Source organism: Kordiimonas sp. SCSIO 12610, assembly GCF_024398015.1.
Lineage (GTDB): Bacteria > Pseudomonadota > Alphaproteobacteria > Sphingomonadales > Kordiimonadaceae > CANLMI01.
In genome coordinates this window covers 1,822,651-1,843,227 of the sequence record NZ_CP073747.1, presented here as the reverse complement: position 1 = coordinate 1,843,227, position 20,577 = coordinate 1,822,651, and the positions used below count along the sequence as shown (strand labels likewise).

21 protein-coding genes are annotated in these 20,577 nt (G+C 45.4%); 8 read left to right on the top strand and 13 right to left on the bottom strand.

Going from position 1 to position 20,577, the window contains the following annotated elements:
• Nucleotides 1-6: 6 nt before the first annotated feature.
• Nucleotides 7-1,470, bottom strand: a complete 1,464-nt coding sequence (locus tag KFF44_RS08490; protein ID WP_255933338.1) for a leucyl aminopeptidase — start codon at nt 1,468-1,470, stop codon at nt 7-9.
• Nucleotides 1,471-1,760: 290 nt separating this feature from the next.
• On the opposite strand from KFF44_RS08490, the gene KFF44_RS08485 reads away from it, so the two are divergent.
• The 4 genes from KFF44_RS08485 to rsmA all read left to right on the top strand — a co-directional run bounded on the left by KFF44_RS08485 (nt 1,761) and on the right by rsmA (nt 7,190).
• Complete coding sequence (locus KFF44_RS08485) at nt 1,761-3,929, top strand: LPS-assembly protein LptD (protein WP_255933336.1); 2,169 nt, start codon at nt 1,761-1,763, stop codon at nt 3,927-3,929.
• Nucleotides 3,930-4,014: 85 nt separating this feature from the next.
• Nucleotides 4,015-5,310, top strand: a complete 1,296-nt coding sequence (locus KFF44_RS08480; protein WP_255933335.1) for a peptidylprolyl isomerase — start codon at nt 4,015-4,017, stop codon at nt 5,308-5,310.
• 10 nt (nt 5,311-5,320) lie between these two features.
• Nucleotides 5,321-6,346 (top strand): 4-hydroxythreonine-4-phosphate dehydrogenase PdxA, encoded by a 1,026-nt coding sequence (gene pdxA, locus KFF44_RS08475; RefSeq protein WP_255933334.1) that lies wholly within the window; start codon nt 5,321-5,323, stop codon nt 6,344-6,346.
• The gene (gene rsmA, locus KFF44_RS08470) at nt 6,339-7,190 is read left to right on the top strand and encodes a 16S rRNA (adenine(1518)-N(6)/adenine(1519)-N(6))-dimethyltransferase RsmA (protein WP_255933333.1); all 852 of its coding nucleotides are present in this window, start codon (nt 6,339-6,341) and stop codon (nt 7,188-7,190) included. Before pdxA ends, rsmA begins: the two co-directional genes overlap by 8 nt.
• Before the next feature lie 83 nt (nt 7,191-7,273).
• On the opposite strand, the gene KFF44_RS08465 is transcribed toward rsmA, so the two are convergent.
• The 8 genes from KFF44_RS08465 to fabD all read right to left on the bottom strand — a co-directional run bounded on the left by KFF44_RS08465 (nt 7,274) and on the right by fabD (nt 14,421).
• Complete coding sequence (locus KFF44_RS08465; protein WP_255933332.1) at nt 7,274-7,927, bottom strand: PEPxxWA-CTERM sorting domain-containing protein; 654 nt, start codon at nt 7,925-7,927, stop codon at nt 7,274-7,276.
• A gap of 272 nt (nt 7,928-8,199) precedes the next feature.
• Nucleotides 8,200-8,850, bottom strand: coding sequence for a guanylate kinase (gene gmk, locus KFF44_RS08460; protein WP_255933330.1), 651 nt, complete (start codon nt 8,848-8,850; stop codon nt 8,200-8,202).
• A gap of 10 nt (nt 8,851-8,860) precedes the next feature.
• The gene (locus KFF44_RS08455) at nt 8,861-9,748 is read right to left on the bottom strand and encodes a YicC/YloC family endoribonuclease (protein WP_255933329.1); all 888 of its coding nucleotides are present in this window, start codon (nt 9,746-9,748) and stop codon (nt 8,861-8,863) included.
• A gap of 75 nt (nt 9,749-9,823) precedes the next feature.
• Nucleotides 9,824-10,834 carry an endolytic transglycosylase MltG gene (gene mltG, locus KFF44_RS08450; RefSeq protein WP_255933328.1) on the bottom strand — a complete coding sequence of 337 codons (1,011 nt, stop codon included), beginning with the start codon at nt 10,832-10,834 and terminating at the stop codon, nt 9,824-9,826.
• A gap of 71 nt (nt 10,835-10,905) precedes the next feature.
• Nucleotides 10,906-12,177, bottom strand: coding sequence for a beta-ketoacyl-ACP synthase II (gene fabF / locus KFF44_RS08445; RefSeq protein WP_255933327.1), 1,272 nt, complete (start codon nt 12,175-12,177; stop codon nt 10,906-10,908).
• Nucleotides 12,178-12,286: 109 nt separating this feature from the next.
• Complete coding sequence (locus tag KFF44_RS08440; RefSeq protein ID WP_255933326.1) at nt 12,287-12,520, bottom strand: acyl carrier protein; 234 nt, start codon at nt 12,518-12,520, stop codon at nt 12,287-12,289.
• Nucleotides 12,521-12,689: 169 nt separating this feature from the next.
• Nucleotides 12,690-13,430: a 3-oxoacyl-ACP reductase FabG gene (gene fabG / locus KFF44_RS08435; RefSeq protein ID WP_255938807.1), complete on the bottom strand. Its 741-nt coding sequence runs from the start codon at nt 13,428-13,430 to the stop codon at nt 12,690-12,692.
• 49 nt (nt 13,431-13,479) lie between these two features.
• Nucleotides 13,480-14,421: an ACP S-malonyltransferase gene (gene fabD, locus KFF44_RS08430; protein ID WP_255933325.1), complete on the bottom strand. Its 942-nt coding sequence runs from the start codon at nt 14,419-14,421 to the stop codon at nt 13,480-13,482.
• Nucleotides 14,422-14,686: 265 nt separating this feature from the next.
• Between fabD and rpsF the strand changes: the two genes are divergently transcribed.
• The 4 genes from rpsF (at nt 14,687) to KFF44_RS08410 (ending at nt 17,670) form a co-directional block, all read left to right on the top strand.
• A complete protein-coding gene (gene rpsF, locus KFF44_RS08425) occupies nt 14,687-15,076 on the top strand; it encodes a 30S ribosomal protein S6 (RefSeq protein ID WP_255933324.1) in 390 nt (129 codons plus the stop codon).
• Nucleotides 15,076-15,306, top strand: a complete 231-nt coding sequence (gene rpsR / locus KFF44_RS08420) for a 30S ribosomal protein S18 (protein WP_255933322.1) — start codon at nt 15,076-15,078, stop codon at nt 15,304-15,306. Before rpsF ends, rpsR begins: the two co-directional genes overlap by 1 nt.
• A 21-nt stretch (nt 15,307-15,327) precedes the next feature.
• The gene (rplI, locus tag KFF44_RS08415) at nt 15,328-15,927 is read left to right on the top strand and encodes a 50S ribosomal protein L9 (RefSeq protein WP_255933320.1); all 600 of its coding nucleotides are present in this window, start codon (nt 15,328-15,330) and stop codon (nt 15,925-15,927) included.
• A gap of 213 nt (nt 15,928-16,140) precedes the next feature.
• On the top strand, nt 16,141-17,670 hold the full coding sequence (locus tag KFF44_RS08410; RefSeq protein WP_255933319.1) for a replicative DNA helicase: 1,530 nt from the start codon (nt 16,141-16,143) through the stop codon (nt 17,668-17,670).
• A 17-nt stretch (nt 17,671-17,687) separates the two neighbouring features.
• On the opposite strand, the gene KFF44_RS08405 is transcribed toward KFF44_RS08410, so the two are convergent.
• From KFF44_RS08405 to KFF44_RS08390, 4 genes are read right to left on the bottom strand one after another with little or no spacing between them, the layout of a single operon-like run.
• A complete protein-coding gene (locus KFF44_RS08405) occupies nt 17,688-17,957 on the bottom strand; it encodes a hypothetical protein (protein ID WP_255933318.1) in 270 nt (89 codons plus the stop codon).
• Entirely contained in the window at nt 17,957-18,295 is a 339-nt protein-coding gene (locus KFF44_RS08400; protein WP_255933317.1) for a ferredoxin family 2Fe-2S iron-sulfur cluster binding protein, read from the bottom strand. The genes KFF44_RS08405 and KFF44_RS08400 overlap by 1 nt, the downstream gene beginning before the upstream one ends.
• A gap of 3 nt (nt 18,296-18,298) precedes the next feature.
• A complete protein-coding gene (locus KFF44_RS08395; protein ID WP_255933316.1) occupies nt 18,299-19,450 on the bottom strand; it encodes a cysteine desulfurase family protein in 1,152 nt (383 codons plus the stop codon).
• 8 nt (nt 19,451-19,458) lie between these two features.
• Nucleotides 19,459-20,574: a cysteine desulfurase family protein gene (locus KFF44_RS08390; RefSeq protein ID WP_255933315.1), complete on the bottom strand. Its 1,116-nt coding sequence runs from the start codon at nt 20,572-20,574 to the stop codon at nt 19,459-19,461.
• Nucleotides 20,575-20,577: the final 3 nt, after the last annotated feature.

Here is a 20,577-nt window from a genome sequence, read left to right as displayed (position 1 = left end):
CGGGCCCTAGTTCTCGTAGTTGTCTGCGACAAAACGATCAAGCAACCGAACGCCGTGGCCTGTGCCGCCTTTTTCGCTCATTGGAAGATCCTTCTCAGACCATACCGTACCAGCGATATCGATATGGACCCATGGAACATCATTTGTAAAACGCTTAAGGAACTGAGCGGCCGTTATTGAACCAGCGGCGCGACCACCGATATTTTTCATATCAGCAACATCACAGTTGATAAGCTTGTCATAGTTATCATGAATAGGTAACCGCCAAACCTTGTCACCTGTCTCAATGCCAGCCGCGTATAATTGATCAGATAATTCATCACTATCAGAGAAGATACCAGCATACTCATGGCCCAATGAAATAATCATTGCACCTGTGAGCGTAGCAAGATCAATCATAAATTTTGGCTTATAGGTTTCCTGACAATACCAAAGTGCATCCGCCAGCACCAAACGACCTTCAGCGTCAGTATTAAGGACCTCAATAGTCTGACCAGACATGCTGGTAACAACATCACCTGGGCGTGTTGCATTGCCGGACGGCATGTTTTCAACAAGGCCAACGACCGCGACAACATTTGCTTTGGCTTTACGGCCAGCAAGTGCCTTCATCAAGCCGACAACGGTGCCAGCACCGCCCATGTCCCATTTCATCTGCTCCATGCCTGCGCCCGGTTTCAATGAAATACCACCAGTATCAAAGGTTACTCCTTTACCGATGAAAGCAAGTGGTGCATCACCAGCATTGCCACCATTCCAACGCATGATTGCAAGCTGAGATTCGCGGGCTGACCCCTGCCCCACACAGAGTAGAGACCCCATTCCGAGTGTCTCCATCTCAGCTTCGCCGAGAACTTCAACTTCAACGCCCAGCCTCGTAAGTTCACGAATACGATCAGCAAAACTTTCTGGATATAGAACATTGCCCGGCTCTGACACGAGATCGCGTGTAAAGAATACGCCGTCAACCACTTTGGAACGATCTTCAAACACCTTCGTCGCTGACTCATCAGTGGTCATAACGGTGATAGAGGTTAGTGACGGTTTTTTGCTTTCTGGTTCCTTGGTACGATATTTGTCAAATCGATAGGAACGAAGCATTGCGCCCTCTGCAATTGCAGCAGCGTCAGCACCCTCAAAATCAACAGCTATGAAGGCGTCAGAACTACCGCTATGCAATAGTTTTGCTGTAGCAAGAGCACCTAGCTCAATATTGTCTTGTTTACTTAGCTTGCTATCCCCCAAACCGATCACTAACAGGCGCTCAAAATCGCATCCCGCCGGAGCCAAGATTTCAAGGCTACTTGCTTTTGCACCCGCAAAATTTGCCGCTTCAAAAATAGTTTTCAAGCGATCATCAGCTTGGGCATTTAATTCTGCTGCCAGGCCCTCAAAGGCCAAATCCTTTTTAACAAAGACGACGCAAGCGCCATTTGATGGGGTTTTAATTTCACTGAAATTAATTTGCATGAAAGCCTCTCTATCAATTCGTATGTGCCGAAACAGGCACCTGTAATGCCTTGAGCAGGTTCTTAACACCCTAAATGCCCTTAACAAAACGAATTTGCAAGAAAATGCCCCTTAAAAAGCCATAATCTTGTTGTCATTCGATGTGATGCGTGGTTAACCAATGCAAGTAAATTACAAACATCATCACTTGAATGATGATACATATAATTCGAAAGCTATCGGACCATATGCGAACGAAATTCTCAGGGCCTCAAAAATCTCGCTTTTTAATAGCTCTTGTAGCAACGACTATGCTCACCGTACCGGGGATAGCATATACGCTTCCTGCATCTCAAAACGCACAAGACGAGAATGTAGAGTTTGAAGCCGATCAGTTAACCTACGATTCTGAAACCGGTGAAATTCGCGCATTAGGCCAAGTGGTCCTCATCCGCAATGGATATATTCTAAAAGCAGGTGAAGTTCGCTATAATGAAAAGACAGGTAAGGCCGAAGCCATTGGCGCTGTTGAACTAACTTCGCCCGACGGCGATACCATTTTTTCACCAAAAGTCGTTCTTGAAAACGAACTCCGTGATGCGGTTGTTGAAGACATTAAATTACTACTTGAAGACGGTGCACGTGTATATGCGAATGCGGGTCAGCGAGACGGCGAAGACGGCATCACAACGTTAGACCGCGCCGTCTACAGCCCCTGTAAGATCTGTAACGACAGCGAAGGAAACCCGAAAGACCCGTTTTGGCAGATCAAAGCTGTAAAGGTTGTTCATAATCGTGGGAAAAAACGTCTGTATTACGAAAATGCAACATTAGAAATTTTGGGAATTCCTATTCTTTGGACCCCCTATTTTTCTCATCCTGATCCAACAGTTGATCGCGCGAGCGGATTTTTACCGCTTGAGATCAGAACAAGTAACAACCTTGGTATCGTTGCAGGCCTACCTTATTATCATGTGATAGACAAAACTCAGGATTTTACGATCACTCCGACGATAACCACCCGTGAGGGCCTCGTTTTATCCGGTGAATACAGACATAAACTAAGTTACGGTGAATACACTGTTGACGGCAGCATCACCTATACTGATGAACGTGACGCAAATAATAATTTAACTGGTGATAATGAGTTCCGCGGGCACATCAGTTCACAAGGCCAGTTCAATCACGCAGGGCCTTGGCGTTCTACCTATCAACTAAATTTCGCCTCCGATGATACCTATCTAAGGCGCTATGGTTTCTCTAGAGCTGACACTTTAACCAGTGAATATAATCTGGAAGGCTTCTTCGATCGTTCCTATATTTCAGGACGCACTCTTCTTTTCCAAGAACTAAGAAACGAAGTACGTCCAGGCCTGACACCACTTGCAGTACCGATAATCGAAGCAGAGTATATACCAAAATTTAAACCGCTTGGCGGGACAATAAAGCTCGGTGGAAATGCACTTTCCATTGTTCGTACTGGTGGTCTGGATACTCAGCGTCTGTCCTTATCAGCAGGCTGGAAGCGACGTTGGATCGGAAATAACGGGCTTGTTTTCGATCTGGATGGGTTGGTGCGATCAGACGCCTACAATATCGATAATGTTGCCGAACCAGACAATCCTTTCTTCGCGGGAACGTTTGGTAGCGGTGAAGGCGGCACTGACTTTAGAAACGTCGCCCGCTTAACAGGGACATTCAGCTACCCTCTTGTTAAACAAACGGGATCAGGTTTTCACACGTTAGAACCAATCATTCAGATCACGGCTTCACCGTCTGACGCGACACCCAATAGTATCGTAAATGAGGATAGCCGGGCCTTTGAATTGAATGATTTAAATTTATTCTCTTCAGAACGCGCAGCAGGATTTGATCTTTTTGACGAAAGTTCACGCGTCACTGTAGGCGTTAGGTGGCAATATGAAAGCAAAGACCTTCAAAGCGACATTTTAATCGGACAATCCTTTAGAATAGATGGCCAAGAAACTTTCTTCCTCGAAGGCGCGGGACTTGAGGGTGATTTTTCGGATATCGTTGGACGAACCAATATTCGCTACAAGGACTGGCTCGAAATCGATCATCGCTACCGGTTGGATGACACATCGTTGTCAGTTCGGCGGAATGATGTGAACGCCCTGATTGGCTCGAGAAAAACAGGCTTGGAAGTTGGTTATTTTCGCTTGGACCGAGAGCTAGACCTTACTAATCCGATCCTCGAGAATGCAGTAGAAAACCGTCAAGACCGCGAAGAATTGCGTTTAGGTTTGTATTATCAGATCAATGATAACTGGCGTTTCACGGGAACTGCTATTGAGGATTTAACTAACGGGGCCAACGGTGTCGAATATGAGGCAGGTGTTTCTTATATTGATGAATGCATCGAAATTGGCCTTCAGATAAGAGAAACATTTACACAAGACCGGGATATCGAACCAGGAACATCAATATTATTCCGATTTAAACTATTGAATTTAGGCTAGCCTAACAGCCTAAATATCGTATATAGTTGGATATTAATGGATAAGCCTATTTTATCAGGCTTTAATATACTGAATGAGTAACATTGTGACTTTAAAGAACCAACTTCAAAAGCTTGTATTGCCAATTGCTACCTTCTTGACCGGCACAGCTATAATGGCAAATGGCGTTTATGCTCAGCAACCAAACCAACCACAAGCCATCAATAGCATTGAAGTTTTGGTTAATGACCAGCCGATCTCAAGTTTTGATATCAACCAACGTTTACGATTGGTTATTGCTATATCTGGCGGTGTAAAAAACGAAGAAGAATTCCTCAAAGTAAGAGAGCAAGTTATTCGAGCGATGGTGGATGAACGCCTTCAAATCCAAGAAGCAGCGGAAAACGAGGTCAATATAGAAGATGCGCAGCTCGAAGATTTCTTTGTTAGAAGAGCAGAAGGCCTTGGTCAAAGCCCTGAACAATTATCAAGTGCTTTAGATCAAATTGGCGCCAGCAAAGAAACCATGATGTCGCAGATAGAGGCGGAAGTTGTGTGGGCACAGCTAGCACAGCGCCGATTGGGTCCATTTGTCAGTATATCAGATGAAGAAGTCGATGCCTACATTCAGCGCCTTTATGACAACAAAGGAAAATTCGAATACCGCCTTGGTGAAATTGTTCTACTTGTAAACAGTGCCGCGGATGAAACCTCTGTAAAGGCAACCGCTGATGAAATCGTTCAGGGTATTAAGGACGGTGCTGCGTTTTCTGAAATCGCCAATCAGTTATCTGCGTCTTCAACTGCCGCGACTGGCGGTGACCTTGGATGGGTAACACTCGATGATATTGAAGGTTTAACTCAAGAAGATATTGATGAAATCGGCGTTGGTAATATATCAAAACCGATCCGAACAGCTGGCGGATATGTAATTTTCTCCTTGAATGACAGAAGACGAATTTTAACAGCAGATCCACTTGATACCCAATTGCAGCTTCGTCAAGTCCACCTTTCAACCGAAAAGTTAGCAGATAGCGCGGTAGCTGCGCAGTTTGAGCAAACTGTCTCGAATTTATCCAGTGATGCGACATGTGAACAGGTACCTGATATCGCGACACAAGCCGGGGCAGATGGTGCTCAAGATATTGGTGTCATTAGGGTTCGTGACCTGCAAGGCGATGCACGTACTGCGGTGCAAAAAATTGACGGCAAAGGCGCTTCAAGCTTACTCAAAATGGAAGATGGTTGGCGTGTTCTTTTCGTTTGTGAAAGACGTGAAGCCACCGTGCAGGAGCCTGATTTTGATCAAGTTTATAATCAGCTCGAGCAACAGCGTATGTCCATGATGGCGCGTCGCTATTTGCGCGATATTCGCCGTGATGCGATCGTTGATTATCGCTAACCATTAAAACATGTCTCAAGCCAATACACAGGAATTTCAATCCCCTATTGCTATTACGATGGGGGAACCATCAGGAATTGGGCCAGAGATTTTTTGCTCCATATGGGAAAACCGCAAAGCATTAAGCCTACCCCAAATTGTTTATATAGGCTCCGTTGAAAGTCTTAGCGTTCACAATAGCAATATCAAGCACCAGCTTATCGATTGTCCAAGTAAAGTGCATAACATACCAGAAGACACACTGGCTATAATTCCAGTTAAAACTACTGAGACGATAGTTCCTGGTACTTTAAATTCAGCAAATGGCAAAGCGGTAATTCAATCTATCAACCTTGCTGTATCCTTTGTAATCGAAGGTAAGGTATCTGCGATAGTGACATCCCCTATTCACAAGGCCGCGCTGTACGATATTGGTTTTTCAAGCCCTGGACATACTGAATATTTGGCCGAGCGTGCGGGCATGCCTAAATCTGCATCCGTTATGATGCTTGCTACTGAAGGTCTTAGGGTGGTTCCTGTAACCACTCATATTGCGCTTAAGGATGTTGCGAAGCATTTGACGCATGAAAAAATTATCCACTCTGGCTTCGTTACGAACGCCGATTTGCAGAAACGATTTAATATAGAAAACCCTAGAATTGCAATTGCAGCATTAAACCCACATGCCGGTGAAAATGGAGCGATGGGCATTGAAGAAGTAACCCATATCCTACCCGCTGTTATTGAGTTACGCGATCAGGGCATCAATGTTACCGACCCTTTACCTGCTGATACTTTGTTCCACGAGGAGGCTAGAAAAAATTATGATGCCATTTTGTGCATGTATCACGATCAGGCACTAATTCCCCTAAAGACACTTGATTTCTGGGGTGGTGTAAATATCACGCTGGGGCTTCCTTTTATTCGTACATCACCCGATCATGGAACAGCGATTGATTTGGCGGGCAAAGGAAAAGCAAGACCAGACAGCATGATTGCAGCGATCAAATACGCTCAGAAACTTGCCGAAAACCAATTGGAATTTGGCAATGAATGACACACTCCCGCCTCTAAGAGAGATCATACGCAAGCATGACTTAAGGGCAAAAAAATCCTTCGGGCAAAATTTCTTATTAGACCTAAATTTAACGGGCAAAATAGCACGTGTTGCAGGTAACCTTGATGATAGTGTTGTTTATGAGGTTGGTCCTGGACCTGGAGGCTTAACACGCGCCTTATTAGCAAATGGTGCCAGCCGAGTTGTTGCTGTGGAAATGGACGAACGCTGTCTTCCTGCACTAGAAGAAATAACAAACGCGTTCGACAACAGACTTGAGATCATAAGCGGAAACGCTCTAGATATTAATGAACCCGAAGCCATGAAGCTGAATGCCCAAGTAACGGCACGAATAGCTTCAAATCTACCATATAATGTAGGGACGCTACTTTTTATTAAATGGCTTACACTAGAGACATGGAAACCTTGGTACAGCTCACTCACCCTCATGTTTCAAAAAGAGGTTGCAGAACGTATTGTCGCGAAGCCAAATACCAAAGCCTATGGTAGGTTATCCGTCTTGGCGCAGTGGCGAGGAAATGTGCGAATAGCAATGCATGTCCCAGCTGCCGCCTTCACACCACCACCCAAGGTAGACAGTGCGATCATCCATTATGAACCGACAGAGCCAATAGATCCTGATGTTAAATTGTCAGATTTGGAACTCGTCGTTGAAAAGGCATTTGGACAGAGACGAAAAATGTTGCGTGCAAGTCTGAAGTCTTTACCGGTTGACGCTTTAAAATTGTTAGCCATGGCTGATATTAAAGAAACAGCCAGGGCTGAAACCCTTAGTGTGGCTGACTTTGTTAAACTCGCCAAAACCTATCGTCAGTTGCTATAATTGAAATCAACTACATACAAAAAAGCACTGGCAATTTTGCCAGCGCCTTTTCAATATCAAAACTTGTGTATTGGTATAAGCTTTTAGGAAAGCTCTAAGCTTGCGCGCCCACGCCGACGAACTTGTAAGCCAACAAGAGCAAAGCCAAAGATCATCATCAACCATGTGGCGGGCTCTGGTACAGCAGATGTGAACTGAAGACCAACAACAAGATCATCAAAGTCTGCGTCGCCGCCGCCAGTGTTATCGCCAAAACCAAGTGCAAATCGATTGCCTTCTACAGGGCTGAAGAATTGACCAAACCCTGCGTCACCAAACGCGGCAGGAGTACCACGGTTACTGCCGAAAGAGAGACCAAGGCCTGATAAAAGGTCGCCACTGTTAATATTAAAGGAGAAAATAAAGTCCGTTACAAAAGGTGTTTCCGTAAGGCCGTCAGGGTCTTCAGTAAAAACCGTTTCGCCATTAATTTCAACAGTATTGATAAAACCAGATTCCGAACCGAGGAAAAACAGGTCTAGTGTGCCATTGCTATTGAACTGAACGTCTCTTGCCGTTGTAAATTCTGTTAAACCCAATGTGGTTAAAATGTTTCCCACATTATTATTGCCTGGGATACCACTTACAGAATCACCACCGACAAACGTAAATGATGTGCTTGCGTTTGCTGCACCTGTAAAAAACGGTGCACATGCTACAAGTATAATTCCAAATAATTTCTTAAATGAAGACTTCATCTCTTTAATCCTTACAACTAAATCACTTTATGAGTGCGTCAACTTGATAAAATTTTAGCAATTTTTTAGCAGATGTAAAAATTTTCGAGAGAAATTGGCTAATTACCGCTATTTTCTAAGGTGAAGCATGTCAAAACGATACACTTATTGCGAGAAATGTATCAATTTGGGACAAAGTTCGGTTGCCAACCGCCTCAATTGCAGCGCAAAAAAGACGAATCAATTGCAAACGCACGTATCATATTGTCCAAAATTACAACTAAAAATGGATGCTATTTTTTTAATGTTCTAACAAATTCTGACAGTGCTGGGCGTCTGTGTCTGCGGAGGCGCTCTGCATTTAAAATATTTCGCAGGTCAGCGTATGTTTTATCAAGATCGTTATTGATGAGTACGTAATCATACTCTGCCCAATGGCTAATTTCGCTTTCAGCTTCGGCCATACGCTTTTGAACAACTTCTTCGCTGTCCTGTGCTCTTTTCTTCAATCGATTTTCAAGTTCAGCGATCGAGGGCGGTAAAACGAAAACACGTACCAGGTCCCCCCCTGCACTTTCCGCGAGTTGTTGAGTACCTTGCCAATCAATATCGAATAGTACGTCTTTACCATCACTTAAAGCCTGCATTACAGGGCCTCGTGGCGTACCATAGCGATTTTCAAAAACAACTGCATGCTCAAGAAGCTCGTTATTATCAATCATTTCGCGGAACCGATCATGCCCGACAAAATAATAGTCTTTGCCGCTTTCCTCCCCAGGTCTTGCTTCACGTGTTGTCGCCGAAACTGACATAACCATATCTTTTTCATCAGCGAGAAGCATGCGACTGAGTGTTGTTTTACCTGCACCAGACGGTGAAGACATAACAAGCATAAGTCCTCTACGTTTATTTGCGTTGATTTCGGGTGATACAGTATCGCTCATGGTGAAACTCTTATTCTATGTTTTGAACTTGCTCGCGAAATTGATCGATAAGCGTTTTAATATCAAGCCCTATTTTAGTAAGTTTTGTATCACCAGATTTTGCACAAAGTGTGTTAGCCTCTCGGTTAAATTCCTGACAAAGAAAATCCAACCTCCTACCCACAGGTTTTACACTATCAAGTAGTTTTTTTGCTTCTGTAACGTGGCTATCCAACCTATCCAGTTCCTCCATTATATCAGCTTTAACTGCAAGAAGAGCAATCTCTTGCGCTAGGCGTTCATCATCCACAGGCTTTGATACAGACTGAAGTTTATCCAATTGCTGAGCAAATCGTGTTTGCATCGATATAGTGCGGTCACCAGAATGATCACGTGCTGCCTTTGTCAAAGCCTCAATGTCAGCAAGTTGCTGCTTCAATACTTGCTGCATCCGTTCACCTTCTTCTGACCGATCACTAATCAGCTTTGTAATTACTGCATTAAGGCTTTCCATGATTTGGTCTTCAAGGATACTGCGCTGATCCTCATCTAAGGTTTCTTCGCGTTCTTCAACAACACCCTTTACACGTAAAAGCCCATCAAGGCTTGCTGGCGCAATATGCGGCTGCCCTGAATAGGTTGTCGCCAATTTAATGAGCGCCTCTAACTTCTTTTCATTAATAACAATTCCGCCTTCTGCACCTGAATCGCTAAGAGTGAGATTGGCAAACACTGTCCCTCTGGCTATTTGTGCGCCAATATTCTTCTTCAGTTTAATATCGAAACCATCCAAAACAGCTGGTAACCGCATACGGATATCCAGGTTTTTATTATTCACGCTTTTAAGTTCCCAAACCCAGTCATAGTCAGGTGCTGTTCCTGATATGCGGGCAAAACCTGTCATGCTTTTTAAAGTCATTCTTTATTCCGACATATGTTTAATATTTGTGCATAACGCTTAGAGCGAATATGACTTTTGAGCAACGTATAGTTTCTACTGTGCACGCTCGCGTTCAATTTTACGCCAATTTGCTACGTTTTTATTGTGCTCTTTTAATGTTTTAGCAAAGGCATGACCGCCAGTTCCATCAGCGACAAAATACAAATAATCAGCCCCCTCTGGCGGATTTAATACGGCTTTGATAGCCTCTAAACCAGGATTAGCAATAGGAGTGGGCGGTAGACCCTTGATACGATACGTATTGTACGGGGTATCACTATTGATATCCGCTTTGGTAATTGCGCGCCCTAGTGGCAGTCCGTTGGTTAGGCCATAAATTATTGTTGGGTCTGACTGAAGGCGCATGCCTTTTCGAAGCCGATTTAAAAACACAGCAGCCACCAACGACCGCTCATTTTGAAGGGCGGTTTCTTTTTCTACGATAGAAGCCAGAATAAGGGCCTCCTCCATAGACTGGATGGGTAAGTTTCCTGCACGGCTATCCCACGCTTGTAGCAAAACCTTTTGCATCTCTTTTTCCATTCTCTGAAGAAGAGTATTTAGCGTATCGCCGCGTTCATACACATATGTTTCTGGGAGCAAGCTTCCTTCAATTGGTAGCGCATTGATTTTTGATGAAGCCTCTATTCCAAAACTATTCGAGAGGACATCAATAGCCTGTAATACTGAATAGCCCTCAGGAATGGTTACCTTCCTGCTATGACTGTTCCCACGAACAATTTTCATCAGGATTTCCCGAAGCGGTAATCCTTTAGGAATTTCAAACTCCCCTGAACGCAGTTTAGACTCGACCCCTAAATATAAAGCCGCATATTTAAACTGCCAGGCGTGCTCAACAATCCCATCCCTTTCAGCAATAAAGGCAGCACGAATTAACCCACTCCCTTTAGGTAGATAGTAATAGACCGTTTCCTGATTGATTGATGGCTTGGAAAGGGTGTGATTCACAAAGACATAAAGCGCGCTCGCCAACACCAGCAGTAAAAAAAACACACCTGATGTTATGCCAATAAAAAGCCGATATTTTCTAAGATAATCACCCATATGCACTGAACATATCAGGTTTATAACCTAGAAAAAACTGACTTAATGCTAATTTGCCTCAGTGTGATTTATTAATCACCTTCATACTGCTGCATCACAAGTGATGCGTTGGTTCCGCCAAAGCCAAATGAGTTTGAAAGCGCCGCTTTGACTTCGCGCTCTTGCGCTTCAAGTGCAACCAGGTCAATACCATCACAGCCTTCAGCCCGCTCATGAAGGTTTAGTGTTGGTGGTACAACGTTTTCATGGATTGCTTTCAGGCAGAAGATTGCTTCAACAGCACCCGCAGCACCTAACAAGTGCCCAATAGAGGATTTTGTTGACGACATCGCTGCACTGGCAGCGTGATCACCAAGTAAACGTTTCACAGCACCAAATTCAATTGGGTCACCAACAGGTGTCGATGTGCCATGGGCGTTAATATAGTCAATCTGCTCAACATTGATGCCTGCGCGTTTAATCGCAGCGCTCATAGAGCGGAAACCACCATTACCGTCCGGTGCAGGCGCGGTTACGTGATGGCCATCTCCTGACATACCGTAGCCAGTGACTTCACCGTAAATTTTGGCACCGCGTTTCTTTGCATGCTCAAGCTCTTCAAGAACAACAACACCAGCGCCCTCACCCATAACAAATCCGTCATGGCCTTTATCCCAAGGGCGAGAGGCTTCAACCGGGTTATCGTTATATTTTGTTGAAAGTGCACGTGCCTGACAAAAACCAGCGTAGCCAATATCACAGATCGATGCTTCTGCGCCGCCCGCAACCATAATATCTGCGTCATCAAGCGCGATGATTCGTGCCGCATCCCCGATGGAATGTGCACCGGTAGAACATGCAGTTACAGCTGCATGATTCGGCCCTTTAAAGCCGTACTTGATTGAAACATTACCAGATACAAGATTGATGATAGACCCAGCGATAAAATGAGGGCTAACACGGCGAAGGCCACGTTCCTTCAGGGTGATTGATGTTTCTGAAATCCATTTCAGGCCACCAATTCCAGCACCAATCATAACACCTGCACGAAGCTGTTCTTCTTCGCTCAGGTCTTCAATGCCAGCTTCCTGAACCGCCTGCATCGCAGCAGCCATACCAAACAAAATAAAGGTATCAACGCGGCGCTGGTCCTTTGGAGCCATCCAGTCGTCAGGATTAAACGTTCCATTTGTTCCATCGCCAATTTTAACTTCACAGCCAATTTTACAAGGAAAATCGCTCGCATCAAATTGTGTAACAGGGCCAGCGCCTGATTGACCCTTGATCAAACGTTCCCAAGTTTCATTCACACCTGTCGCAAGCGGCGACACCATACCCATTCCGGTAACAACAACACGTCTCATTAGATCTTCCTTATTCAGAGTCTCAAGGCCCAACAACCCTGTTCAAATAAAAAATGGGGTAACAAACTGGCAAAAGCCGGCTGCTACCCCATTTAAAACTCGATTGGTTTTAGGAATTAGCGCCGATAAAATCGATCGCATCCTTAACAGTCTGAATTTTTTCAGCTGCATCGTCTGGAATTTCAATACCAAACTCTTCTTCGAAAGCCATAACCAGCTCAACTGTATCAAGGCTGTCTGCGCCAAGATCATCGATGAAGCTAGCAGTTTCGGTGACTTTATCTTCTTCTACACCTAGGTGTTCGATAACAATTTTTTGCACCTTATCGGCAATATCGCTCATTGCTTTTCCCTCGTTCTTAACAATGATGACATATCGGTATTTCGATATGTCTCTATTGTGCGACCTAAAGCTAAGAAATCCTAGTTTTTGTTCCGCATCGCCGTGCTGGTAACACAGTTTTTTAGCTTTGAGAAGTCAAGTTTAAGTAAATTGTAAAACAATTACTCTGTTAGATCATGGCCATTCCGCCATTAATATGCAAGGTCTGTCCTGTCATATAGCCAGCTTCATTACTTGCTAAATATAGTACAGACGCTGCAATATCCTCAGGTTTCCCAAGGTTTCCTGAAGGGATATTCTTTGTGATCGCACTCTTTTGATCGTCTGTGAGTGCGTCTGTCATTGGAGTTGTAATAAAGCCAGGGGCAACACAGTTAACGGTGATACCGCGTGATGCCACTTCCTGAGCTAAAGATTTCGACATACCAATAAGGCCAGCCTTTGAGGCCGCATAATTCGCCTGTCCTGGATTTCCCGTTACACCTACAACAGATGTAATGTTGATAATCCGGCCAAAGCGCGCTTTCATCATTGTCCGCAAATATCCTTTTGAGAGGCGGAACACAGACTCAAGGTTAACCTGCATTACGCTGTCCCATTCGTCTTCTTTCATTCGCATCGCCAAATTGTCGCGCGTGATACCCGCATTATTTACCAATATGTCAACACCGCCGCCAAGAGCTTCTGTTGCGTTTTTAATAAGCGCATCAACGCTCTCACGTTCTGAAAGGTTTGCAGCAACAATATGAACCCGCTCACCAAGTTCAGCCGCCAGCGCCTCAAGTTTTTCAGCCCGCGTACCGGAAATTACAACTTCTGCACCAGCACTATGTAACGCCGTCGCAATTGCTGCACCAATACCGCCAGTTGCTCCTGTTACAAGGGCCTTTTTACCTGTTAGATCAAACATCATATTCCTCGTTTATATCTTCTATCAGCTTACATGCGTATCTGGCGCTTTAAAGGTCCTCAATGAACCGCTCAATATCTGCCATTTCCTGCATATTGGTAGCGCTTAGGCTTTTATCAATACGCCGCGCTAGTCCGCAAAGAACTTTGCCTGCACCTGCTTCAACAATTTCCGTAATGCCAAGCGATGACATTGAGCCCACACTCTCGCGCCAACGAACAGATGCTGTCACCTGCTCTACAAGAAGGTTTTTAATCCCATCAGGATTACCAACAGGAGCCGCTAGAACATTCGCTATTACTGGAAGCGCTGGTTCGTTTATTTGCGTATCAGCAAGCGCATAACGCATTTCATCCGCTGCAGGTTGCATCAAAGGACAGTGGAAAGGTGCAGATACCGGTAGCAACATGCCTCTTTTCGCCCCTTTGGCTTTTGCGATCTCAATCGCGCGCTCTACAGCACCTTTATGGCCCGACACAACCACCTGACCGTCAGCATTATCGTTCGCGGCAACGCATACTTCACCCTGCGATGCTTCTTCAACAATTTCGAGAACAGTATCAAACGAAGGACCGAGGATCGCAGCCATGGCACCTTCACCAACAGGAACGGCCCGCTGCATCGCTTGACCGCGTAATTTCAGTAGCCTTGCGGTATCAGCAAGCGAAAACGCTCCTACGGACGCAAGCGCAGAATATTCACCGAGCGAATGCCCTGCTACATGGCTTGCCAGATCAGCGATTTTCTTGCCGCTTTCAGATTCTAACGTGCGAACAACAGCCATCGATGTCGCCATCAGTGCGGGTTGCGTGTTTTCCGTAAGGCGTAATTCGTCTTCTTCACCGTCCCACATCAGCTTAGATAGTGACTGGCTTAATGCATCATCGACCTCTTCAAAAACAAGTTTCGCAGCCTCAGACGCTTGTGCGAGTTCTTTGCCCATTCCAATAAACTGGCTACCCTGCCCTGGAAAAACAAACGCTCTTGTCATATTTATATCCTTGATCTGTTCACAAAGGTCATTGTTTGACCTCTAAATTCCCTTACGGAATGTCACATAGCAGACAACAATTGCAAGACAATATGTTCGCTTTTACATTTTTTATAGAAAATACCAGGATTTTCCTTGTATTTCACGCGGCAAAGCGATAAAGAAGCGCCTCCTGATTTGTATATCAAGAAAATACGCAGGAATAAGAAGGCTGGAGGCGTTGGCAATGGGTGCCTGCGAGCGATCAGCAAAATGGAGAAAAAGCATGGCTTTATACGAGCATGTTTTCATTGCAAGGCAAGATATTAATGCCTCGCAAGTAGAAAGCATTACTGCCGACTTTTCGAAAATCATCGAAGAGAACGAAGGCAAAATCGCTAAATCTGAATACTGGGGCCTTAAAACCCTTGCTTACCGCATCAAGAAAAACCGCAAAGGTCATTATGTTCTGTTGAACATCGATGCGCCGCACGCTGCTGTTGCTGAAATGGAGCGTCAAATTCGCCTTAACGAGGACATCCTTCGCTTCATGACAATCCGTGTTGACGAGCTTGAAGAAGGTCAATCAATCGTTCTTCGCTCTAAAGCTGACAAAGAACGCCGTGGCCCAAGAGGCGATCGCGGTGATCGTGGTGACAAAAGGGAGCAACGCTAATGTCTGCACGCCGTCCATTTTTCCGTCGTCGTAAAACATGCCCGTTTTCTGGCGATAACGCACAAACAATCGATTACAAAGATGTAAAATTGCTATCACGCTATGTTTCTGAGCGTGGCAAGATTGTTCCAAGCCGTATCACTGCTGTTTCTGCAAAGAAACAACGCGAACTTGCAAAGGCTATCAAACGCGCTCGTAATATCGCGTTGTTGCCTTTCATCGTTCAATAAGCCCACTTAAGGAGACAGAATATGCAAGTCATCCTACTAGAGCGAGTAGCGAAACTCGGCCAGATGGGCGATGAAGTCACTGTTAAAGATGGTTTTGCTCGTAACTTCCTTCTACCACAGAAGAAAGCTATGCGCGCAACTGAAGCCAACAAGCAGTTTTTTGAAAACGAACGTGCTCGCCTTGAAGCAGATAACCTTGCGCGTCGCGAAGAAGCAGAAAAAGTTGCTGGCCAGATGGCTGGTCTTAAATGCGTAATGGTTCGCTCTGCTGGTGAATCAGGCCAACTATATGGTTCTGTAACAAGCCGCGATATCGCTGAAGCCGTTACAGAGGCTGGTGTTAAAATCGGCCGTAGCCAGGTTGTTCTTGATCGTGCGATCAAAACTCTTGGTCTTCATGATGTTGTAATCACGCTTCACCCTGAAGTTTCTGAAACTGTTGTTGTGAACATTGCTCGCTCTGAAGCGGAAGCAGAAACACAGTTTGAAATCGGCGGCGCTATTGTTGGCGGCGACGAAGAAGAAGCTGAAGAAGAGTTCGTTGAAGATGTTGCTGAGGAAGTTGAAGCTTCTGAAGAAACAACAGAAGAAACAGAAGAAGAGAAAACTGACGCTGAATAAGCTGTTTTTTCCAATTTCTATTTGTAATCAAGGGAAGCATTTTGCTTCCCTTTTTTATTGTGCTCAAACATTAAGTTTTCAAGATAGAAAGTTATCCACAGAATTATCCCCCTGTGGAAAAGATAGTGTGTAAAACAAAAAGATATTTGCCACAAAGCAGCAAAGCTGTTGTAGAACATTGACACGTTTTGACCTCTTTAAAATGGTGACCGAATGGAACTTGTTCAGGCAAATGATGAGAACGGCAATAATGACGAAACTGGCAACCTTGGTTACCGACAGCCCCCACATAACCTAGAGGCTGAACAAGCTATTCTCGGGGCGATTCTTGTCAACAATGAAGCCGCACAAAAGGTTCAGGGGTTTCTTCAGCCTGAACATTTCTTTGAGCCCGTACATGGTCGTATTTACGAGTCTGTTCTTAAACTGATGGACAAGAACCAGATTGCTGACCCCGTTAAATTAAAACCATATTTTGATAATGATGAGGCGCTATCTGATGTAGGCGGCGCGCAGTACTTAGTAAGATTGGCCGCAAGTGCTGCAACCATCATCAACACCGAAGACTATGGTCGTACGATTTATGACCTCGCAATGCGCCGTTCGCTGATTCAAATTGGCGAAGAGATGGTCAATGATGCGTATGATGCACCAATTGATGAAGAAGCGATGGAGCAAATCTCTGCGGCTGAAAAACAACTGTTTGACCTCGCCGAACTGGGGCAATCAGAATCAGGTGCTCAAACATTCAGCCGCGCCCTAAAGGTCGCCGTTGAAAACATCGAAAATGCCTTCAAGGACCCAGATAGCCTGTCCGGTGTAACCACGGGCCTTACGAAACTTAATGATCAGATTGGCGGCCTTCACAATTCAGACCTTATGATCCTTGCGGGCCGCCCTGCGATGGGGAAAACTGCGCTCGCGACCAACATCGCGTTCAATGCCGCGCACAGATATCATCAGGATTTGGTTGCCGGCGTCGACATGAATATGAGCAAAGGCGCAGTTTGTTGCTTCTTTAGCTTGGAGATGTCAGCAGATCAGCTTGCTGCCCGTATTCTCTCTGACCGCGCAAACGAGCATTATAATGGCCCAGACTCCATACAATCCCACGCAATGCGCCAAGGTAAGCTGACACAGGATCAATTTGAGGCTATCGCCCGCGCCGCCATGGAAATGGAGGATTTACCTCTTTTCATTGACGATACGCCAGCGCTTACGATCGCAGGGCTCAGGACCCGTGCCCGCCGCCTTAAAAGGCAACATAACCTCGGCCTCGTCGTGGTTGACTATCTTCAGTTGCTTCGTGGTGGCGGCAAAGGCGGCAGTGAAAACCGCGTTCAGGAAATTTCTGAAATTACTCGTGGCCTTAAGGGCTTAGCAAAAGAACTTCATGTTCCTGTCCTTGCCCTATCCCAGCTCAGCCGACAGGTAGAACAGCGCGAAAACAAACGCCCTATGCTTTCAGACCTCAGGGAATCAGGATCGATTGAGCAAGATGCCGATATGGTCATGTTCGTGTTCCGCGAAGAATATTATAAGGAAAAGGAAGAGCCATCGCTTTCGGACCACGAAAAGCATCAAACGTGGCAGGCAGAGATGGAAAATCTGTATGGCAAAGCCGAGGTGATCGTCGGCAAACAACGTCACGGCCCCGTTGGAACCGTGCGCCTTGGCTTTATCAAAGAAGTTACCCGCTTTACTGACCTTGTAGAGGACGATCACCTTCCGGAGAGATTTTAATTTTTTGGCGAAAAGTATTAATTAATCCTGTCGGCATATAAAAAATATTCGTATTTGGAAAAATCCAGTTCTTCTTCGAGTATATTATACTTTTGGAGCAATTTCGCTTCGCGTGAATTTATGTCCCAACAATCATACATGGGGTTCGTTTCAGGCTCATTAAATATTTTCTGCAACATATTTAGCTGAGGGTCATTTAAAACGATTTCTCCTACAAGGCAGTCTTCTTCTTTTTGAAAAACTGCAATGTATCGCTTCACTTCATATTTTAGAGCTTCAACTTTCATTAAAATCCCATCATATTTTGATTGGTTTTCGGTAGAAACAGCTTCATTCCATCCATTGTATCATCGATATTCACTTGGCATCCCAAACGGGATGTACCTGTGAGACCGACAGTAAAATCAAGCATTTCCTCTTCTTCTTCGCTCGCCGAAGGGATCGCATCATAGTGCTTCTGCTCCATGATCACATGACAGGTAGAACATGCCATGTTGCCCTCGCAAGTTCCTTCCATATCAATATCGTTATAATGCGCAAGTTGGAGGACACTCATCCCAACTTCGGCCTTAACAGGCGTTTCTTCGCCGTTTGCGCTTACAAAAATAATCTCAATCTCAGCCATACTTTATGCCCTTAAACTATTTACCGCCCGAATGATTCTATTGGCGGCAAAGTCAATTTCTTCATCACTCGTAAAGCGCCCGATCCCCAAACGAATGGAAGCCTCGTTTTTATCATGCATGTCAGGTCCCTTAATCGCCTCCAATACATGCGATGGATCGCTGGTGCCAGATGCGCAAGCGGACCCGCTTGAAAGTGCCAAATCACGAATATTCGATAGCAACCGATCATTATCGACATCAGGGAAACTGATATTCAAATTTCCCGGGATGCGTTGATCTTCATCACCATTAACGATGATATTATTAAGGCCACTTTTTATCTGAGTTTTAAAGCGTTGCATCATTGCATAGAGGCGGCCATTTTCCTGAAGCATTTCGTTAGACGCTATTGCTGCTGCCTTGCCAAGCCCTGCAACGAGCGCTGGGGCCTGTGTACCCGCACGTTGTTCACGCTCTTGTGCACCGCCGTCCATAAAGCGCGATAAAGCGACAGAATGATGGTTTCGTTTATAAAGCGCGCCAACACCCTTGGGGCCATATATTTTGTGGCCAGATATGCTAAGGAGATCCACATTCATATCACGAACATCGATCGGTATTTTCCCGAAAGCCTGCGCTGCATCCGTATGAAAAATTGCACCTGCTGCTTTTACAATTTCGCCAATTTCCTTAAGGGGTTGGATTACGCCAATCTCGTTATTTACGGCCATTACAGAAACCAGTGCGGTTTTATCGCTTATCGCTGCCTCAAGTTTTTTGACATCCAACAGGCCATTAGCCTCCACAGGAATAACCGTTACCTTTGCGCCATATCTTTCACATGCCCTTGCTGACGCAAGCACACATTTATGCTCTGTATTCAAGGTAATGATTTCAGGTTTCTTTTGCGCCCAAACCTGCATAACGCCCTTGATCGCCATATTGTTGGCTTCAGTGGCGCCGCTGGTAAAGATAATTTCGTCAGCATTTGCAGCAATCACACTAGCAACCTGCTCACGCGCAATATCGAGCGCTGCTTCACCTTCCCAGCCATATTTATGCGTTGCGGAATGGGGGTTGCCGAACTTTTCGGTAAAGTACGGCATCATCACCTCTAAAACCCTTGGGTCGAGGGGCGTTGTTGCCTGATTATCGAGGTAAACTGGTGTCTTCATAGCAGCAATTATCGCTTCGTGCGGTTATATAATGTCTTCCAGGCCTCAATGAAGCGATCAATCTCTTCATCGGTCGTAGAAAGCCCAAGCGAGACACGAAGCGAAGAGTTCGCCAACTCCTCATCAAGCCCCATGGCAGTCATAACATGCGAAACCTTCACTTTGCCCGAAGAACACGCGGATCCAGACGATACACAGATGCCATTAAGGTCAAAATGCATCACCTGTGTTTCCCCTTTCATCCCCGGCATCACAATACAACTGGTGTTCGGTAGGCGATCAGTATCCTTGCCTGCAATTATAATATCATTTGCATGTGCTCTGATCTCAGCTTCCATCCGGTCGCGAAGGCTTTGAACTCGATCATACTCCGCTTGATTGCTAAGCGCTGCGATAGCAGCAACACCAAACCCTGCGACACCCGCTACATTCTCTGTCCCAGACCTTCGCCCAAGTTCCTGCCCTCCCCCAACGATAAAGGCATTCAATGGCGCAGTTGGCGCAAGTACAATCGCACCTACACCTTGCGGCCCACCAAGCTTATGAGCAGACAGGGTCAGATAATCGACACCAAGTTCATTAAAATCGATCGAAATCTTACCCGCGGCCTGCACGGCGTCACAGTGAACGCGTGCGCCGAACTCTTTCGCGATTGTGGAGACTTTTGCAATATCCTGAATGACGCCCATTTCATTATTACCAAGCATCACTGAAACCAACGCTGGATTTTCGGTCTTTTCCAAAAGACGGGATAATTCCTCAAGGTCTACTTTACCGTCATTGTTGACTGAAAGAGTCTGAACATGAAGGCCGCTTACTTGTGAAGCTGCAATTACACAGTCATGCTCAATCGCGGATATAATCAGACTTTTGGCACCGGTCGCGCGCAGAACAGCATTATTTGCTTCTGTACCGCCACTTGTGAACACAATGTCACGACTGCGAGCGCCAACCAGAGCAGCAACCTGCGAACGGGCCTCTTCAACAATAGAACGGGCCTTCCGACCTGTTTGGTGAACCGACGACGGATTCCCCAGAAAGGTCATGGTTTCTGCAACTTTTTCAATCACTTCCAGCAAGATTGGCGATGTCGCATTAAAATCAAGGTAAATTGGTTTAGCCATAAG

Coding starts and splice junctions, on each gene's coding strand:
- KFF44_RS08410 (WP_255933319.1), top strand. CDS start 16,141: ATGGAACTTGTTCAGGCAAATGATGAGAACGGCAATAATGACGAAACT.
- gmk (WP_255933330.1), bottom strand. CDS start 8,850: ATGAGCGATACTGTATCACCCGAAATCAACGCAAATAAACGTAGAGGA.
- fabF (WP_255933327.1), bottom strand. CDS start 12,177: ATGAGACGTGTTGTTGTTACCGGAATGGGTATGGTGTCGCCGCTTGCG.
- KFF44_RS08390 (WP_255933315.1), bottom strand. CDS start 20,574: ATGGCTAAACCAATTTACCTTGATTTTAATGCGACATCGCCAATCTTG.
- fabG (WP_255938807.1), bottom strand. CDS start 13,430: ATGTTTGATCTAACAGGTAAAAAGGCCCTTGTAACAGGAGCAACTGGC.
- rpsF (WP_255933324.1), top strand. CDS start 14,687: ATGGCTTTATACGAGCATGTTTTCATTGCAAGGCAAGATATTAATGCC.
- KFF44_RS08400 (WP_255933317.1), bottom strand. CDS start 18,295: ATGGCTGAGATTGAGATTATTTTTGTAAGCGCAAACGGCGAAGAAACG.
- KFF44_RS08395 (WP_255933316.1), bottom strand. CDS start 19,450: ATGAAGACACCAGTTTACCTCGATAATCAGGCAACAACGCCCCTCGAC.
- fabD (WP_255933325.1), bottom strand. CDS start 14,421: ATGACAAGAGCGTTTGTTTTTCCAGGGCAGGGTAGCCAGTTTATTGGA.
- KFF44_RS08440 (WP_255933326.1), bottom strand. CDS start 12,520: ATGAGCGATATTGCCGATAAGGTGCAAAAAATTGTTATCGAACACCTA.
- mltG (WP_255933328.1), bottom strand. CDS start 10,834: ATGGGTGATTATCTTAGAAAATATCGGCTTTTTATTGGCATAACATCA.
- rplI (WP_255933320.1), top strand. CDS start 15,328: ATGCAAGTCATCCTACTAGAGCGAGTAGCGAAACTCGGCCAGATGGGC.
- KFF44_RS08455 (WP_255933329.1), bottom strand. CDS start 9,748: ATGACTTTAAAAAGCATGACAGGTTTTGCCCGCATATCAGGAACAGCA.
- rpsR (WP_255933322.1), top strand. CDS start 15,076: ATGTCTGCACGCCGTCCATTTTTCCGTCGTCGTAAAACATGCCCGTTT.
- KFF44_RS08465 (WP_255933332.1), bottom strand. CDS start 7,927: ATGAAGTCTTCATTTAAGAAATTATTTGGAATTATACTTGTAGCATGT.
- KFF44_RS08490 (WP_255933338.1), bottom strand. CDS start 1,470: ATGCAAATTAATTTCAGTGAAATTAAAACCCCATCAAATGGCGCTTGC.
- KFF44_RS08485 (WP_255933336.1), top strand. CDS start 1,761: ATGCTCACCGTACCGGGGATAGCATATACGCTTCCTGCATCTCAAAAC.
- pdxA (WP_255933334.1), top strand. CDS start 5,321: ATGTCTCAAGCCAATACACAGGAATTTCAATCCCCTATTGCTATTACG.
- KFF44_RS08405 (WP_255933318.1), bottom strand. CDS start 17,957: ATGAAAGTTGAAGCTCTAAAATATGAAGTGAAGCGATACATTGCAGTT.
- rsmA (WP_255933333.1), top strand. CDS start 6,339: ATGAATGACACACTCCCGCCTCTAAGAGAGATCATACGCAAGCATGAC.